Origin of the sequence: Gordonia sp. YY1 (assembly GCF_009872315.1) — a bacterium.
Lineage (GTDB): Bacteria > Actinomycetota > Actinomycetes > Mycobacteriales > Mycobacteriaceae > Gordonia > Gordonia amicalis.
The window spans coordinates 128884-148991 of the sequence record NZ_WXYI01000012.1; the positions used below are offsets into that span (position 1 = coordinate 128884).

Below are 20108 nucleotides of genomic sequence, written 5' to 3' on the forward strand. Positions count from 1 at the left end.
ATGTCGGTCGAACGACCGAATCCAAACCGCAACGTAACTGCTGTCGCGCTACAGAAGTGAACGAAGTGGCTCCGTGGGACTTCCGTGGTCCCACCAGTCACACTAGTTCGCGGCAGCGTAGGGAGCGTCATGTGGAGCCGAGATGCGCTGTATCACTTTCGATCTCAAAAGAGATGTAAAGCGTATGATTCGTGGCTGTTCGGCGAACGCCTCGGGGGACGGGTCAGCGGCGCCGTTGAACGACCATTTCGCCGAAGACTGTGTCGGACGAGGTATGGATGAAAAATCACCCCTCGATGAGGGGAGCCCACAAGGTGGGCACGGGGAGGAGCGCCGGGGAGGGCGCAGCGGTACGACGGGGGTCGACCTGCTCCATCTCACGGCGGCTCAACGTGCCATGTGGTTCGCCGAGAACCTCGACGACGACCACTCGGTCACCATCGCGCATTACCTCGACATCGTCGACGACGGGCGCCCATTCGACCGGGAGTTGTTCCGTCGTGGCGTCATCGAGGGTTCGCGGGAGCTGCAGACCGCCTACACCCGGATCACCGACGTGGACGGCACGCCGATGCAGTACATCGACGAGTCGGTGCCCTTCGACGTGCTCGAGGTGGACCTTCGGGACCGGCCCGACCCCCTCGCGGCCGCCGACGAGTGGATGCGTGCGGACCATGAGCGTCCGGTCAACCTGCTGACCGATCAGGTCGGATTCGCGGCCTTCATCCGGGTGGCGGACAACCGCACCTATTGGTACATGAGGGGCCACCACGTCGCCTTCGACGGCTATGGCGCACTCGTCTGCCTTCACGAGGCGGTGGCGCGCTACAACGCCGCCGTCGCGGCCGAGACGCGCGTCCCACCGCGCCGGGCGACTCTCGCCGAGGTGATCGCCGACGATGCCGCCTATCGCCAGAGCACGCGCCACGACAGGGACCGTGCGTTCTGGGCGGAACGCGCGGCCGGATTGCCCGAGCGGGTGTCGCTGGCCACCCACCCGGCGACCGTCGGCATCCACAACGAGACCGTGGTCGCGGCCGGGATGCTCGGCGCCGATCTCGACCGCCGGTTGCGGCGTTGCGCCCGGGAACTCGATGCCTCCGTCGCCGCGGTGCTCACCGCGGCGTTCGCCGCCTTTCTCGCCCGGATGTCGGGCGCCGACGACATCGTGCTGAGTCTGCCGGTGACGGCGCGCACGACCGCCCGGATCAAACAGTCGATGGGCATGGTCTCCAACATGCTGCCGCTGCGCGTCGACGGCGTGGGAGCGGTGACCTGTGCGGACGTCGTAACCGCGGTCACCTCCGAGATCACCGCGGTTCTCCGGCATCAGCGTTACCGCTCCGAGGACATCCGCGCCGCAGCGGGGTTCGGAGACACCACGGGCACATCCTTCGGTCCGCTCGTCAACCTCCTGCTCTTCGACAAGCCGATCGAGATCGACGGAACGCGCGTCAGCTATCACATGCTGTCTGCCGGACTCGTCGAGGACCTGGTGATGAACGTCTTCGCCGCAGGCCCCGAGGCGCCGCTCGAGGTGGGCCTCCACGCCAATCCGGCGTTGTACGACTCCGACGAGTTGCGCATGCACCGGGCGCGTCTGCTGCATGTGCTCGAGCAGTTCGTCGACTCCCCGGGGCATCCGGTGGCCGAGCTGGACCTGCTCCTACCCGGTGAGCGGACGACGGTCGAGGACCTCGGTGATGGCGGCCCGGCGGTCGACATCGCCGACGAACACATCCTGGCGCCCTTCGTACGACAGGTCGCCGCCACACCCGAGGCGGTCGCGGTCGTCTTCGGGGACTCGACTCTGACCTATGTCGAGATGTCAAGGGCCGTCGGAGAATTCGCACGGCTCTTCGCGGCCGAGGGGATCGGCCCGGGGGACCGGGTGATCGTCGCCCTCGAACGGTCCCCGGAGCAGGTGTGTTCGATCTATGCGGCAATCGGTCTCGGGGCCGTCTACGTCCCGGTCGATCCGTCCGAACCGGAGGAACGGCGCCACGCGATCGCGGCGATCGTCCGGCCGGCGCTCACCGTGGACGCCGCGTTCCTCGCCGACCGTGGGATCGACGCGACCGCTGCGTCCGAGCGCCGGGCCGAGACGCCACCGCTCTACGGGCCGCTGTGGCCACATCAGCCCGCGTATGTGATCTTCACATCCGGTTCGACCGGTGTGCCCAAAGGTGTCGAGGTCGACCACGCGGCCATCGGGCACCGGCTCGCGTGGATGCAGCGTGACCATCCGCTCGGCACCGGCGACGCGGTGCTCTACAAGACCCCCGCGACCTTCGACGTGTCGGTGTGGGAGCTGTTGTGGCCCTTGCGGACCGGAGCGCGGTTGGTGATCGCCGAACCGGGCGGCCACCGGGACCCGACCTATCTGCGCGCTCTCATCGACGACGCCGGGGTCACCGTGGTCCATTTCGTCCCGTCGATGCTCGACGCCTACCTCGACGTGGTCGGCCAGAGCGGCGAGGGATCCGGGGCACCGAAGCCGTTGCCCGACCGGGTGCGCTGGGTCTTCACGTCGGGTGAGGCACTGCCGGCGCAACTGGCCCGTCGTCTCGTTCAGAGCTCCTCTGCGGACCTGGTCAATCTCTACGGTCCCACCGAGGCCGCGATCGACGTCACCTCGCACCGGGTGACCGCCGACGACACCGTCGTGCCCATCGGACGACCCGTGGCCGGCACCGTCGTGCGGGTACTGGACCGCCGCCTGCGGCCGGTCCCGGCCGGAGTGGCCGGAGAGCTGTGCCTCGTCGGTCCGCAGCTCGCGAGCGGATACCTCGGGGCGATGGCGCAGACCGCGGCACGTTTCGTGGCCGACCCGCTGGGGGCGCCCGGCGGCCGGATGTATCGAACCGGTGACCTCGTGAGATGGACGCGGGACGGAGAGCTCGAATACCTGGGACGTGGCGACCATCAGGTGAAGATCCGCGGACAGCGGGTGGAACTCGGCGAGGTCGAGTCGGTGATCGCCTCGATGCCCGGCGTCGACGCGGTCGTCGTGGTGGCTCGGCGAGATCTCGGACCGGCACCGGTGCTCGTGGCGTATCTTCGGAAAACCCCCGACACTCCCGACGCGGATGCCGTGCGCGCGTTCTGTCGCCGACGGCTCCCCGGCCACATGGTGCCGCTCGCAGTGGTGTTCCTCGTCGCCTTCCCGACGACCCGCTCCGGAAAGCTGGATCAGTCGTCGTTGCCCGCCCCGGACCTGACAGCCGGCCCCAAGGAATTCCGCGAGGCGCGGACACCGGCCGAGAAGGCGATCGTCTCCCTCGTCGCCCAGGCGTTGGGCCGAGAACGGATCAGCCTGTCCGACAACCTCTTCGCCCTGGGTGCTGACTCGATCCTCGCGGCACGCATGGTGTCCCGGGCCCGGATCGGGCACGGTCTGACGATCGCCCTGACCGACGTCTTCGACAGCGACGACCTCGCCGATCTCGCATCCCGCGCCGTCGTCTCGGACACCCCGCCCGTGTCCACGGAGCGTCGACACCGGCCACGCCCGGCACGGATACCGTTGTCCCAGGCACAGACCCGGTTGTGGTTCATCAACCGGATGTCACCCGCCGAGGCGACCTACAACATGTCCGGCGCGCTGCGGCTCACCCACGCGGTGGACCCCGCGGTGCTGCGTCGAGCGGCGCTCGACGTCCTCGACCGGCACGAGATCCTGCGTACCGTGTTCCCGGCCGTCGACGGCGAACCCGAACAACGCATCCTCGACACCGCGTCCGCCGGCGCCGTACTCGATTCCGAACCTGTCCGGATCAGCACGGAGGGACGCCGGGAGGCTTCCGCCGCGGAACCGCTCGAAGCGGCGATCGCCGCCATCACCGACGTGGGATTCGACCTGGCAGAAGAGATCCCGTTCCGGTGCCGGCTGATCACCGGGGACCCCCGCGGCGACGTCGTGGTGCTCGTGCTGCATCACATCGCCGCCGACGGACACTCGTTGCGGCCGTTGCTCCGGGATCTGATGACCGCCTACGAGAGCAGGCGTGCCGGCGAGTCCCCCGAGTTCACCCCGCTGCCGATGCAGTACGCCGACATCGCCGTCGAACGCGCCGAGATCCTGGGCACGCCTGAACAACCCTCACCGGCGCTGGTCGACGGTCTCGAGTTCTGGCGTACCGAACTGGACGGCGCACCCGATCTGCTCCAGTTGCCCACCGACCGACCGCGCCCGCGGGTGATGTCCAGTGCGGGAGCCCACCTCGACGTCACCCTGGACGCAGAGCTGTCCGCCGACCTCCGCCGGCTGGCGACCACGCTGGCCGTCACCCCGTTCGCGGTCTTCCAGTCCGCGCTGGCCCTCACGCTGGGCAGGCTCGCCGCGGCGGACGACGTGAGCATCGGCACCGCGGTTGCCGGGCGTGACGATCCGGCCGTCGCCGATCTGGTCGGCATGTTCGTCAACACCGTGGTCCTGCGCACCGCGCTGCGGCCCGGTGACACCGTGCGGGATCTGGTCACCGGGGCACATCGCCGTTGCGCTCGGGCCATGAGTCATGCCGACGTGCCCTTCGAGCGCGTCGTCGACGCCATCGCGCCGCAACGGTCGCCGTCGCATTCGCCGCTGTTCCAGGTCGCGTTGAGCGTGCAGCCCGACCAGTTGACCGACCTGTCGCACTGGACGGGGTCGGCGGAACTGCTCGATGCGCGGGTTCCGTCGGCGAAGTACGACGTCACCGTCTCGGTGACCGAGCGTTCGGACGACTATGTCGTCGAATTCGCCTACGCCACCGATCTCTTCGACGAGAGCACGGTCCACGATGTGGCGTCCCGGCTGCGGCGGGTGCTCAGCCAGATGGTGTCGGGGCCCGATCGTGTCCTGGCCGCGATCGATCTGCTCGAACCCGACGCGCTGCGGGAGCTCGCCGCACCACGCCGCGGCACCCGTCCGGAGACGACCCTCGCGGAGCTCATCGCCCGGGGATTCGCCACTGCCGACCCCGCCGCGGTCGCCCTCACTGGTGAGGCCACGAACGGTACCGCACGACTGACCTGGGCCGAAGTGGCCACCGTGACGCATCAGATCGCCCGTGTCCTCGCCGACCGCGGACTGGGGCCGGGAGACGTGGTCGCCGTCAGCATCCCCAGGTCGCCCCGGATGGTGCTCACGATGCTCGGGGTGGCCATGAGCGGGGCCGCGTTCGTCATCATCGACGCGCGGTTGCCGGTACAGCGCCGCGCGGCGATGCTCGCCGACAGCGATGCCGCCCTGGTGATCACCGTCGACTCGGTGGTCGCCGCCGACCGGGCCGCGGAACCGGATGCCGCACCGCAGCAGCGTGATCCGGGTGTCCGTGACCTCGGTGTCGAGGAGTGGTTGCTCGACGACCTCGAGGTGGAACTGAACATCGCCGGTCGCCGCGACCATCCGGTCACCGACGCGGACCGGACGCGTCGCACCCGTGTCGACGATCTCGCGTACCTGCTCTTCACATCCGGATCGACGGGACGTCCGAAGGCGGCCGCGGTCACCCACGCGGGGCTGGCGGAGATGGTCGCCGAACAGCAGGCCCGGCTCGGGGCCACGCCGGCGTCCCGTGTACTGCAGCTCGCCGCACCGGGTTTCGACGTCGCCGTCTGGGAGATCATCCTCGCGATCTGTGCGGGAGCGGAACTGGTGATCAGCCCGCCGGACGTGTTCGCCGGACCCGAACTCGAGGACGTCATCGCACGGCATCGGGTCACGCACGCCGTGGCCACGCCGACAGCTCTGGCGACGATCGATCCGGCGTCGGTCCCGGACGTCGAGACGATCATGGTGGCGGGGGAGGAGTGCCCGCCGGAACTGGTCGCTCGGTGGGATGCCGATGGCCGACGCCTGCTGAACCTGTACGGTCCCACGGAGACCACGATCTGGGCGACCGCGTCCCGACCGTTGCGCGCAACGGAGCCGGTAACCATCGGGTGCCCCATCTCCGGCGTCGGAGCACGGGTTCTCGACCCGGGTCTGCGACCGGTGCCGCCCGGCGTCGTCGGCGAGCTCTACCTCGCCGGACGTGCGCTCGGACGGGGCTACCACGGACGCGCCGGGCTGTCCGCGGGCCGGTTCGTCGCCGACCCGTTCGGTGCCGGCACACGGATGTACCGCACCGGTGATCTCGTCTCATGGACACCCGAGGGCGAGCTGATCTATCACGGCCGCAACGACTTCCAGATCAAGATCCGTGGCATGCGGGTCGAGCCGGGGGAGGTCGACGCAGTGCTCGTCACCCACCCCGACGTCGAGCACTCGGTGAGTGTGGGGATGCCCACGCCGGCCGGCGACACGGTCCTGGTGTCCTACGTGACCGGCCGGCCGGGCCGCAGTCCGGCGCCCGAGCAGATCGTCGACCACGCGGTCGCCCACCTGCCGGCACATCTCGTCCCGCACACCGTCCAGGTGCTCGAGGAGTTCCCGGTCACCCGCACCGGCAAGGTCGACCGCCGTGCGCTGCCGGCCGTCGAGATCTCACCCGCTCGCGAATACGTCGCTCCCCGAAGCCGTCTGGAGGCGGCAGTGGCGCAGATCTTCGCCGATGTCCTCGGACTCCAGACGGTCAGCGTGCACGACGGATTCTTCGAACTCGGAGGCAGTTCGCTGTCGGCGACCAAGGTGACCTACCGGGTCGAACAGCACGTCGACCGGCGGGTGCCGCTCGCCCTGCTGTTCGAGAACCCGACGGTCGCGAGTTTCGTCGCCGCACTGAACACCGTCGAGTCCGTCGGGGCGGGACGTGTCCTGACACCGCGGGAACGGCCGCACATGGTCGACCTCACGGGTGTGCAGCGCGGACTGTGGTCACTCAACCAGATCGACCCGTCGTCGTCGGCGTACAACGTCGGGTTCACCCTCGAACTCGATGGGCCCCTCGACATCCCGGCCCTGACGGGGGCACTCGGCGACGTGATCGCCCGTCACGAGTCGCTCCGGACGCGGTACCCGCTGCACGAGGGGCGGCCGGTTCAGGTCATCATCCCGGCCGCTGATGCTCTCCGCGGATTCCGGGTCGCCCTCGTCGACACCACCCCCGACCGCGTCGGGGAGGAGATCGCCGCCGTCGTCGAACCGGGCTTCGACCTGACCGGCCCCAACGCGATCCGGGCGGTGATCCTGCGACTGGCGTCCGACCGCCACCTCCTCGTCTTCGTGGTGCATCACATCAACGCCGACGGGGGTTCGTTGCGGCCCTTGGCCCGCGACCTGACCACGGCCTACCGTGCCCGGATCAGTGGGCAGGCAGGACCGTGGACGGCGGTCGTGAACGCACCGCGGGTGCAGTACGCCGACTACGCGATCTGGCATGCCGAGCGGCTGGCGGCCGAGGCGCCCGGTGGGCTCACCGAGGAACGGGCTCAACTCGAGTACTGGGAACGACGCCTCGGGTCGGTACGGGAACCGGCGGTGATCCCGACGGACCGGCCGCGGCCCACCGAACCCCGGCACCGCGGAGGTGTCGTCGATCTGAGCATCCCGCCCGAAACCGCAACGGTTCTCAAACATCTCGCGCGTGTGAACAACACGACGCAGTTCGTGGTGATGCACGCGGCGCTCGCGGTCCTCATCGGCCGTCTGTCCGGAAGCGAGGACATCGTGATCGGGACGCCGTTCGCCGGCCGTGACGATCCCGCCCTGGCCGAGATGGTCGGCATGCTCGCGACCACGGTTCCGCTCCGGACACGTCTGCGCCTCGACGAGCCGTTCGACGAGCTTCTGCGACGCGTACGGACCGAGGACGTCACCGACCTGGCCCATGCCGACGTCGCCTTCGACCAGATCGTCGACCACCTGAACCGCGCCGAGACGGGACCGGTCCGGCGGGGCCGCCACAACCCGTTGTTCTCGGTCATGCTCTCGTACCAGAACCTCGACTTCCCGGAGGTGAGCCTCGACGGTCTGTCCGTCCGGGTCCGGCCCCCGGCGTCGATCGCGGCCAAGGTCGATCTGGAGATCATGGTGTACCCGGACGACCTGGACGGGGTGGATCGGGGTGGTGCACTCGGTGGCCAGATCGCCTACGACACCGATCTCTTCGACCGAGCCGGTGCCGAACGGATCGTCGAGCGCTACCGGAACCTGCTCAACGACATCGCGGCCCGTCCGGGCACCCCGGTCGGCGACCTGTCCATCTGGGCCGACAGGCAGTCGTCGGATGTCGTCGACGAGGAGCAGGCGCTCCACGAGCTCGTGTCCGCAGTCGCCGCGACGGTGCCCGATGCGGTGATCGGCATCCCCGGGGCACCGTCGGTGACCTTCGCCGACCTCGAGGCCACCTCCGTCGCCATGGCCTTCTCCGTGCCGGACGAGGACCCGGGTGAGGCGCTGACGGTCGCGGTCACCACGCTCCTCGCCGACGCGGACCGCACCATCGACGAGGTGTTCGCGTGCATCCGCACCGCGGCGACGAACGCACTGTGCGTAGGCGCCGATGCGGTGACCGGTGAACCCCGACGGAACCGGGCGGACCCCGCGTGACGTCGGACACCTCGGTATCGCGCAGCGTCGGGGCGCGCACGTCCGCGGGGTCCACACACCAGCCGACGGTGCTGCGCAGGCTCACCTTCGCCGCGACCCACGCGGCCGACGCCGAGGCGATGGTCGGTGCGTCGGGGCCCGTGACCTTCCGTGAGTTGCACCGACGGGTGACGGCGGCAGCGACCACCCTGGCCGCCCGCGGTGTGGATCCGGCCCCGGCGGTGCGCGCGACGGTCACGGCGCTGTTGCCCCGAACCGGAAGCACCCCGGCACAACTGGCGGCCACCGCCGGTGAGGTCCTCGCCGACCTCGAACGGCGGATCGAGGACGTTCTCGGCACGCGCGACGTCGAGTCCCTCCCGGGTCTCTTCCGGGTGTCGGCACGCCGACGCGCAGACGCAGTGGCGCTCACCGATCTCGACGGCGCGGCGATCACCTACCGCGAGCTCGACGATCGGACGGACCGGCTCGCCCGCGCACTGGCCGCCGCCGGAGCGGGGCCGGAATCGCTGGTGGGCGTGGCGATGCCACGGTCGGCCGACCTCGTCGTCGCACTGCTCGCGGTGCTCAAGACCGGCGCGGCCTACCTGCCGCTGGACCGCACCCATCCCATCGCGCGGCTGCGAACGATCGTCGACGACGCCGCGCCGGTACTCGTCCTCGCCGACCCCGAGACCGCCGCCGCATGGGCGGACATGCCTGCCCGGGTCTCGACGCCCGACGATCTGGCGGCGTGGGCCGAACCGGTCCCGGTGGCGCTTCCCGATCGGGTCGGCGCACATACGAGTGCCTACGTCATGTACACCTCCGGATCGACCGGTGTGCCGAAAGGCGTTGTGGTCACCCACGACAACGTGATCTCCCTGCTCGTCGCGCTCGACGCGCTGGTCGAGAGCACGCCCGACGACGTGTGGTCGATGTTCCACTCGTATGCCTTCGACGTGTCGGTGGGCGAGATCTGGGCGGCGCTCCTCGCCGGGGGCCGTCTGGTCGTGCTCGACCACGCCACCACGCGTGCGCCGGACGACGTGGTCGAGGTGTTCGACCGCGAGGGCGTCACGGTCGTCAACTTCACGCCGTCGTCCTTCTACCAGTTCGCCGCGGCGGTCCGGCCGCCGCACGGTTCGGTTCTCCCGCAATCGATTCGGCGCCTCCACTTCTCGGGTGAGCTCCTCGACTACGAGCATGTGCGGAAGTGGCAGGCCGACCGCGCCGCCGACGGATCGCCGGCCAGGCCGGGAGCCGACGTCCCCGGGCCCCAGCTCAACAACATGTACGGGCCGACGGAGACGACGGTGTACATGACGCGGCGCGAACTCACGCGTGGATTCGTCGACGCCGCAACGGCATCGGACATCGGACAACCGCTTCTCGGGTCCCGCGTGCACGTCCTCGACGCACGGCTCGCGCCGCTGCCCGACGGTGTGCCCGGCGAACTGTACGTCTCGGGTGTCCAGGTGACCCGGGGTTTCCTCCGGCGCCACGGCCTGACGGCGACGCGTTACGTCGCCGACCCGTTCGGCCCGCCGGGCAGCCGGATGTACCGAACCGGTGACATCGGCGTCGCCCGGGACGGATCGATCGAGTTCGTCGGCCGGCGCGATGGACAGGTGAAGCTGCGTGGGTTTCGTATCGAACTCGGCGAGGTCGAGTCGGCGATGTCCGCGGTCGACGGCATCGACGCGGCCGGCGCCGACATCCGCATGCGCGGAGACACCGAACATCTCGTCGGTTATCTCGTACCCACCGCCGGGAACGGACCCGACGAAGCCACCGTCCGGACCCGTCTCGCGGCCGCGTTGCCGGAGTACATGGTGCCGACCCTGTTCGTGTGGCTCGACGCGCTGCCGCTCACGGTCAACGGGAAACTCGACCGCACGCTCCTGCCCGAACCGGACGCCACCGACGACCCGGGGATCGACGAACCGCCCGCCACCCCTACCGAGGAACGGCTGGCTGCTCTCGTCGCGGAGATCCTCGGGGAGAACGAGATCGGGGTCACCGCCTCGCTGTTCGACCTCGGCGGCAATTCACTCACCGCGACCCGCGTCGCGGCGCGCGCGACCGAGGACCTCGGGACCACGGTGGCCGCGCGCGACCTCTTCGCGACGCCCACGGTCCGCGGCCTCGCCGAGGTGATCGACCAGCGACTCGCCGACGGCGATGAGCCGGGACCCGCACGGCCGCCGCTGCGTCCGGTGGACCGCACCGGGCCGTTACCGCTGTCACCGGCCCAGCGCCGGATCTGGTTCCTGGAGACGATGAACCCAGGGGGAGCGGCCTACCTGATCCCGGCCGTCCTGCGCCTGCGAGGCCGCTCGGACGCCGACGCGCCGGGCACACCTGTCGATCCAGCGGCCGTGGCCGCGGCGCTCGACGACCTCATCGTCCGTCACGAGACGTTGCGCACGCGGTTCGTCGCCGGTGACGGGGTTCCCCGACAGATCATCGACGGCCCCGATACCGCGCGGCACGACGCCCGGGCGGATCCACCGATCGACATGCGCGGTACCGGCTCACCCGGGGTGACCGCGACGGTCGCCGACATCGTCACGCGCGGTTTCGATCTCGAGAACGAAGCGCCGGTCCGGGCACGGCTCATCCGGGTCGCCGACGACGAATGGGTGCTGGTGCTGGTCGTCCATCACATCATCGGCGACGGTGGGTCGATGGCGCCGCTCGTGGCGGACTTCGTCAAGGCATACCAGGCCCGGTTGGCCGGTCGTGCCCCGGAATGGTCGCCACTGCCCGTCCAGTACGTCGACTATGCGGTGTGGCATCACGAGATCCTCGGGGACAGCGCCGACCCCGAGTCGCTCGCGGCCCGTCAGCTCGCCTACTGGAAGACACAGCTCGCCGGCGTCCCCGAGCTCACCGATCTGCCCTTGGACCGTCCGCGCGCGCCCGTACGGGACGAGAGCGGAGCGGAACTGTCGGCAGTGATCGACGCCGCGACGTGGTCCCGCCTGCTCGAACTCGCCGACCGGCACGACGCGACCATGTTCATGTGTGTCCACGCGCTTCTCGCGGTCACGCTGCTGCGGTCGGGGAGCAGCGCGGATCTGGTGATCGGCACACCGGTGGAAGGTCGCGGCGAGCGTCAGCTCGACAGCCTCGTCGGGATGTTCGTGAACACGCTCGCGCTGCGCACCCCGTTGCGGCGTGACGCGGACTTCGCCACGGTTCTCGAGATCTGCCGCGAGACCGACATCGCTGCCCTCGATCACGCCGATGTGCCGTTCGAAACGGTCGTGGAGGAGGTCACGACCGCCCGCAGCACCGCGCACCCGCCGCTGTTCCAGGTCGCGCTCGCCTTTCAGAACACCGAACGGCCGGTCGTCGAACTACCCGGACTGATCGTCTCCGAGCTCGAGGTACCGGTCACCACCGCCAAGGTGGATCTGCAGGTGACGGTCGTCGACCCACCGGGGCGGCCTCGCGACGAGGACACGCCCGTCGTGATCACCTACGCGACAGCATTGTTCGACGCGGACACCATCGCCGACCTGCTGCATCGCCTGCAAACCATCGCGCGGTCGGTCGTCGACGCACCGGAGACCGCGATCGGTGACCTGCCGACCGGCGAGTCCGACGACGTCCCGGCACTCGTGAGGTCTCCGGCCCTCGCGGATTCGGCGGTCGCGCTGCCCGCGCTGCTCGACTCCGCGGTGGCCCATCATCCGCACGGTGTCGCCGTCACCGACGGTGAACACTCGCTGACCTACGCCGAACTCGATGCGGCGTCGCGATTGCTCGCCGCGGAACTCCGGTCGCGGGGTGCACGACCGGGCACGGTCGTGGCACTGGCCGTGCCCCGCTCGTCGGTCGGCACGGTGGCCTTCTGGGCGATCGCCCGGACCGGGGCGGCGGCCGGACTGATCGACCCGTCTCAGCCGGCCGAACGGATCCGGTACATGACCGGCACACTGGCCGCGACGCTCGGCGTGACGTGCGCGGCGGCGGATGCCGTCGGCGGTGCCGGCGCACCGAGCGAGCCGGACGTCGGCACCTCCTGGCTCGTCGTCGAGGATCTTCTCGACCTGACGGACCGCGCGCGACGCGCGCCGGGGTCGGGCGTGTCCGACGATCCGCTGCCGTCCGTCCGGATGGACGACACGGCCTACGTCATCTTCACCTCGGGCTCGACCGGTCGTCCCAAGGGCGTCGCGGTGACGCACCGCGGGCTCGGCGATCTCGTCGCCGACGCCCGGTCGCGTTTCGAGTTGAGCCCGTCGTCGCGGGTACTGCGTTTCGCCGCACCGGGGTTCGACGCCTCCGTGTTCGAGACCCTGGTCGCGGTGGCCGCGGCCTCGACCCTGGTCGTGGTGCCACCGGGCGTCACCGGTGGCCGGGAGCTGGCGGCAGTCATCACCGACGAGGCCGTCTCGCACATGACGATCACACCGAGTGCGTTGGCCACGGTTCCCGTCGAGGCGTTCCCCGATCTCCGCGTGGTGTGCGTGGCCGGCGACTCCTGCTCGCCCGAACTCGTCCGCGCCTGGTCGGACGGACGCATCATGTACAACCTGTACGGTCCGACCGAGGCCACCATCTGGTCGACCGCGTCCGGCGCCATGCGTCCCGGCGGGCCCGTCACGATCGGCGGACCGATCGCGGGAGTCGGTGTGCTGGTCCTCGACGCCCGCCTGCATCCGGTGCCACCCGGCGTCGCGGGCGAGCTGTACCTCGTCGGTCCGGCGCTGGCCGCCGGATACCTGAACCACACCGCCCTGACCGCAGAGAGGTTCGTCGCCGCGCCGTTCGGGCGACCGGGCGAGCGGATGTACCGGACCGGTGACCTCGTCCGCCGCCGTCGCCGGGACGGCCGCTGGGAGCTCGACTTCCTCGGTCGCAGCGACTTCCAGGTCAAGATCCGCGGATTCCGGATCGAGACGGGCGAGATCGACGCCGTGCTGGAAAGTCATGCAGCGGTCGACTTCTCGACCACCGCCGGTGTCGCCCACCCGACGTCGGGCGAGACCGTGCTGGTGTCGTGGGTTCACCACAGCGAAGGTGCGGTCATCGACGTGTCGGCGCTGGCAGCCCATGCCGCACGGCAGTTGCCCGCGCACATGGTGCCGACCGCGATCGTCCCGCTCGACGAGATCCCCCTCTCCGCCACCGGCAAACTCGACCGCGCCGCGCTGCCGGCACCCGAGTTCGCCCGCGGCGTCCACGTCGAACCGCGCACCGCGACCGAACGCACGGTCGCCGCGGTCTTCGCCGAGGTCCTCGGCATGGACGGCGCCGACGACGCACCGGGCGTGTCCGCACTCGACTCGTTCTTCGACCTCGGCGGCACCTCGCTGTCCGCGACGCGCGTCGTCGCACGGCTCGGCGCCGAACTCGGTGTCGAGATCGGGGTGCGGGTGATCTTCGACGCGCCGACGGTCGAGGCCCTCGCGTCGGCGATCGACACCGGCGAACTCGACAGCCGCGCAACGGGTCCCGTGCCCGGTGTCCTGCCCCGGCCCGAGCAGGTCCCGTTGTCCTACGCCCAGCGGCGGATGTGGTTCCTCAACCAGTTCGACCCGGGGTCCGCCGCATACGTGATCCCCATCGTCGTACGACTTCACGGCGAACTCGACGTGGACGCGATGCACGGCGCGATCAACGACGTCGCCGAGCGGCACGAAGTGCTCCGCACGATCTACCCGGCGGGCTCCGATTCGGGTGACGCCGCCGAACCCCTTCAGGTCGTGCTCGAGTATCACGCCGACCTCGTCCCGGTCGGGCACACCGTCGTCTCGGGGGTCGCGGAGCCGGACAGCGTGGTCGCCGAGGAGATCGCCGCGACCATCTCGCAGCCCTTCGACGTGACCCGCGACCTGCCTCTGCGTGCGAGGATCCTCAGTTCTTCCGGCGTCGACCACGTTCTCCTGATCGCGCTCCATCACATCGCCGCCGACGGCGAGTCGGCACCGATCCTCGCCCGCGAGGTGGCCGAGGCCTACGACGCGCGTCGCACCGACCGCGCGCCCCGATGGTTCCCGCTGACGCTGCAGTACGCGGATTACGCGGTGTGGCAACGTCATCGACTGGGCGAACCAGACGACTCGGATTCGGAGATGTCGCGCCAGCTGTCCTACTGGACGCAGCAGCTCCGGGGACTGCCGGACGTGCTGCCGTTGCCGGTGGACCGTCCGCGTGCCCTCACGCCCGATACACGCGCGGCGACCGTGCGGTGGTCGTTGCCGGCGCCGGTGGTCGCGGGGCTTCGACGCCGCGCCTCCGAACAACGCGCGACACTCTTCATGGTGATCCACGCGGCGGTGGCCGCGGTGCTCGCACGTCTGACGTCGACCACCGAGATCGCCGTCGCGACACCGGTTGCGGGACGCGGACACCGGGCGCTCGACCAGCTCATCGGCATGTTCGTCAACACCGTCGTGTTGCGCGTCGACGTCGACCCGCAGCTCACCGGAGGGGCACTGCTCGACCGGGTCAAGCTCGCCGATGTGACCGCCTTCGATCACGCCGAGGTCCCGTTCGAGCGGGTCGTCGACGCCGTCGACCCACCGCGCACGGAGAACGTCGAGCCGCTCGCCCAGGTCATGCTGGTACACACGGCCGGTGCCGAGCCGGCGATGGCGGCCGCCACCATGGGGGACCTCGTCGCCGAATTCGTCGAGATCGACGACACCACAGCGAAATTCGACCTGTCGATCGGTACCCGGGAGGACGCCGGCGGAGCGCTGGCGGGGTCGGTCACCTACGCCGAGGCCCTGTTCGACCAGGACACCGCGGAGATGGTCGCCACCGCGCTGCAGTCGACGCTGACCGTTCTGGCAGACGATCCCGACGTGCCGGTTGCGGACATCCCGATCCTCACCGACGCGCAGGAGCGGTCCCAGTACGAGCTGGCGATCGGCCAGACGGTGAGCCTGCCACCCGAGACGCTGGTGGATGCGGCGGACGCCGGGGCCCGGATCTCACCGGACGCGGTCGCCCTGCGCTGCGCCGGCCGGTCGGTCACACACCGGGAGTTCGCGGCACGCGTGTCGGTACTCGCCCGCGAGCTGATCGCGTCCGGCGTCGGTCCGGAGGACAGCGTCGTCGTGTGCGTTCCGCGGTCGGTCGAGCTGGTCATCGCGATCCACGCCGTCCTCGCCGCGGGAGGGCAGTACGTCCCGGTGGCGACCGATGCGCCGGCGGACCGGGTCCGCTACATGATCGACATCGCGGGAGCGGAGATCGGTCTCGTCACCGCGGGCATCACAGTGGTCGGCGGCCTCCTGAACCGGGTCATCGTGGTCGACTCCACGAATCCGGTGGATCTCGACACGACGCCCGTCACCGATGCCGAGCGTCGGGCGCCGCTCCTCGCGGACCATGCCGCCTACACCCTGTTCACCTCCGGGTCGACGGGGCGTCCCAAGGGCGTCACGGTGACCCACCGCGCTGTGCTCAACCGATTGCGCTGGGGCATAGAAGAATTCGGAATCGGTCCGGATGGCAGCGTCCTGCTGAAGACGCCGGTGACCTTCGACGTCTCGGTGCCGGAGCTGTTCACGCCGCCGATGACCGGAGCGCGGATGGTCATCGCGCCGGATGACGCACACCTCGACCCGCACGCCATCGCTCGGTTGATCGACGACGAACACATCACCACCGTGCACTTCGTCCCGTCCCTGCTGGCGGTGTTCACCGAAGTCCTCGACCACACCGCGGGCGGCCTGCTCCCGAGTCTGCGACATCTCTACTGTTCGGGCGAGGCGCTGGCGCCGGCCACCCTCGGCGAGGTCCGTGCCGCGCTGCCTCACGTGCGGATCCACAACCTCTTCGGTCCCACCGAGGCCGCCGTCGAGGTCACCGCCGCCACGCTCGGTGACCACCGCGAGGTGGTCCCGATCGGGCGGCCGATCTGGAACACCCAGAGCTTCGTTCTGGATGCCCGTCTTCGGCCGGTCCCGGCCGGTGTCGCGGGCGAGCTGTATCTCGGCGGAGTCCAGCTCGCTCGCGGATACGCCGCGCGCGCCGATCTGACCGCCGATCGCTTCGTCGCCGACCCGTTCGGGCAGGGGACCAGGCTCTACCGCACCGGCGACCTGGTCCGCCGCAACCGGTCCGGGGAGCTGGAATACCTGGGCCGTAGCGACTTCCAGGTCAAGCTCCGCGGCCAGCGGATCGAGTTGGGCGAGATCGAGGCGGTGCTCGCGACCGTCTCCGGAGTACGGCAGGCCGCGGTGACCCTGACCCAGGTACCGGGGGGCGCCGAACACCTCGTCGGCTACCTCATCGGACCCGAGAGCGAGGAAAGCCTCGGCCGTGCGCGGGAGGCCGTCGCGGGGTCCCTGCCCGCCTATATGCGGCCCACCCTGTGGGTGGCGTTGACCGACGCGCCCCTCAGCAGCGCCGGAAAACTCGACCGGAAGGCGCTTCCCGCTCCGCAGTTCGACATGCTCGTGCACGACCAATCCGACGCCGAGCCCGCCACCGACGCCGAACATGTCGTGGCGGGGATCGTCAGCGCCGTCCTCCGCGTCGAACAGGTCCCGATGACCAGTTCGTTCTTCGCGCTGGGCGGGGACTCGATCGCGTCGATCCGACTGACGTCGATGATGCGTGCCGCGGGTTTCACCCTCACCCCGAGAGACGTTTTCGGCGCCGCCACGGTCCGCGATCTCGCGCAGCTGTCCCGGCACGAGCCCCACGCGGTCCTCGACGAACTGCCCGGCGGCGGTGTCGGTCCCGTCGGGCCGACGCCAGGCGCGGCCTGGATGCTGGACCTCGCGGATGACCTCGCCGACATCGCGGACTTCTCCCAGAGCACCGTCCTCTCCCTGCCGGCCGACATCGACGAATCCGCCCTGCGCGAGGTGATCGTCGCGGTCGTGGCGGCGCACCCGATGCTCACCGCGTCGTTGCAGATCGACGCGGCCGGCGCACCCGTCGTGATCGCGGGGGAGGGCAGTGTCGACGACGTGGTGGTCGAGATCGTCGACCACTCGCGACCGGCGGACAGCGCCGGGGCGCCGACTCTCGACGAGGCGGTGGGAGAGGCACATCGACGTGCCCTCGGCGCGCTCGCACCGACGCGGGGACGTCTCGTCTCGGCGGTGGGAGTGCGGATCGGTGACGGCCGGGAGACGGTCGGTCGGTTGGTGATCGCGATCCATCATCTCGGTGTCGACGCGGTGTCGTGGCCGACGATCGTGTCCGGGCTGGCCCGCGCCTGGTGGCAGTTCCGCAACGGCGACGATCCGCACATCTCCGCTCGTGGCACGTCGTTCCGCCGGTGGGCGGAGGTGTTGTCCGGCCTCGCCGACCGCGAGCAGGAGATCGACTGGTGGACTGCCCAGCTGCCGGTCGGTACCGCAGCGGTGCTCGACCCGGTCCGTGACCGGTTGCGGACCACGGTCTCGGCGACCCACATCATGGACCCGGAGCGCACCGAGACCGTGCTACGGGTGGCCGATGCGTTCGGCGCCCGCACCGACACCGTGCTCGCCGCGGCTCTCGCCCACGCCCTCACCACCGGGTCGGCCGCGGGTCGACTCGGCTACGGCGCCTCGGAAGTGTCGATGCTCCTGGAGAACCACGGTCGGGAGGAGTCCGTCGCCCCGGGAGCCGACCTGAGCGAGACCGTCGGCTGGTTCACCTCCTTCGTGCCGGTGAGCGTCGACATCCCCGACCCCGGCACATCATCCGCACGCGACCTGGCGACGATGCTGAAGGACCTCAAGGACCGCCAGAAGCGCATGCCGGACAACGGCATCGCCTTCGGCGCCCTGCGCTGGTTGCGTCCCGGGTCACCACTGCGAGACCGCCCGTTGCCACCGGTGACCGTCAATTACCTGGGGGCCCTGGCCGGTTCGGACGAGGCTGCGAACACGGTTGCGACGGAATTCCTCCCGGTCGGCGACGCCCCGGTCCTCCCGCCGTCGGCGCGCGGCGACATGAGGGCACTCGCCGCACTCACCGCGACCATCGGGACGGTGACATCGACGCGGGGACGCACGCTTCGGCTCGATCTCACCGCACCCGAGGCGGTGCTCGGCCGCGACCACCTCGACGACCTCGCCACCCGGTGGGATGCGGCACTGTCCTCGCTGGCCGCGTACGTGGAGTCCGTCGGAGACCCCGGCCCCAGCGAGACCGACGTCATCGGGGGTGGACTCTCCCAGACGGAGATCGACGACCTCGTCGACCGCTACTCGGTCGGGCGGTCCCGCACCGCACCGGCGATCTGGCCGCCGACCCCCCTCCAGCAGGGACTGTTCTACGAGGCCGAACGTCTCGCCGGTTCCGCAGCGGTGGACGAGACCGCACCTGCCACCGATCCCTATGTGACACAGTCGATCATCGAGTTCGCCGGACACCACTCGCCCACGGCGCTGCTGCCGGCGATCCGCGAACTCCTGGCGCGGCAACGGGTCCTGCGATCCGCGTTCACCCAGACCGCATCCGGTCGGCCCGTCGTGGTGATCCCGCCGGCCGATCACCCCACGGCGACGGACCCGGACTTCCGCGGCATCGACCTGACGGGTGCGGACGTCGCGGATGCGGCCGTACGCATCGCCGAACTCGCCGAAGAAGATCGCACCAGGGCGTTCCACCTGGACTCGCCGCCGCTGATCCGATTCACGGCCATCTCGCACAGCAGCGTCACCGGTCCCGCACACACCGTGGTGATCACCGCGCACCACATCATCCTCGACGGGTGGTCGGGACCGATCCTCGTTGCCGATCTCCTCGCCGCGCATCTCGGCCGTCCCCCGGTCACACCGTCCGTCGACATGGAGTCCTACCTCGAGTGGCTCGACCGCCGGGACCGGGCCGCCGCCCGCGCGGCATGGCAGGACGCTCTCGCAGACGCCACACCGACCCTGGTGGCCCCCCACCATGCCGCCCGCTCGCGCCCGGAGACGCGTCGTCCGTACGAGCTGGATGCCCGCTTGGATGCGGCCGCACGTGCCCGGGTCGAGGAACGGATCCGCCAGCTCGGCAGCACGATGAGCACGGCCCTCCACGCGGCATGGTCGATTCTGCTGTCGCGTCTGACCGGTGAACAACGCGTGGTCTTCGGTGAGACGGTCTCCGGCAGGCCGGCCGACCTCGACGGCGCCGACGCCATGATCGGCCTGTTCATCAACACCGTGCCGGTCGTCGCGGACGTCGACCCGGACCGGACCGTCGCCGATCTCGTGACAGCACTCCACGAGTCGCGCACCGGGTTGGTGGATCACCAGTTCCTCGGCCTGGGCGAGATCACCCGGGCGACGGGGCATGCCGCGCTCTTCGACACCCTGGTCGTCTACGAGTCCTATCCCGTCGACACGGGAACGGTGCTGGAGGGATCGCGTACCTCGGGACTCGAGATCCGCGACGTCACCACCTCCGACGCGACCCACTATCCGCTGGCGCTCATCGCGGCCCCGGACGGGGACGAGTTGTCGCTCACCGTGAAGGCGGATCTGACTGCCGTCGACGCCGAGGTCGTCGAGGTGATCGCGTCCGGCATGGTCGATCTCCTCGTGGCGTTCGCCGACGACCCCGCCACGCGCCTCGCGGCGCTCGACCCGATGCCCGCGGAGATGCGCGGCACGGTCGAGGCGTGGTCGCGGGGTGTGGTGGTGGGGTTGGGGTGGGGTGGTCGTTCGGTGGGTTCGGTGGTGGCGGAGCGGGTGGGGTT

Annotated in this window: 2 protein-coding genes; both read left to right on the forward strand. The window is 70.2% G+C overall.

All coding sequences use genetic code 11. The features are described 5' to 3' along the window. Positions 1-274: 274 nt before the first annotated feature. Entirely contained in the window at positions 275-8473 is an 8199-nt protein-coding gene (locus BPODLACK_RS16255) for an amino acid adenylation domain-containing protein (protein ID WP_035760412.1), read from the forward strand. Then, the coding region (locus tag BPODLACK_RS16260) for a non-ribosomal peptide synthetase (RefSeq protein WP_159405691.1) at positions 8470-20108 on the forward strand (11639 nt) is incomplete at its 3' end. The genes BPODLACK_RS16255 and BPODLACK_RS16260, both read left to right, overlap by 4 nt.

Coding starts and splice junctions, on each gene's coding strand:
- BPODLACK_RS16255 (WP_035760412.1), top strand. CDS start 275: ATGGATGAAAAATCACCCCTCGATGAGGGGAGCCCACAAGGTGGGCAC.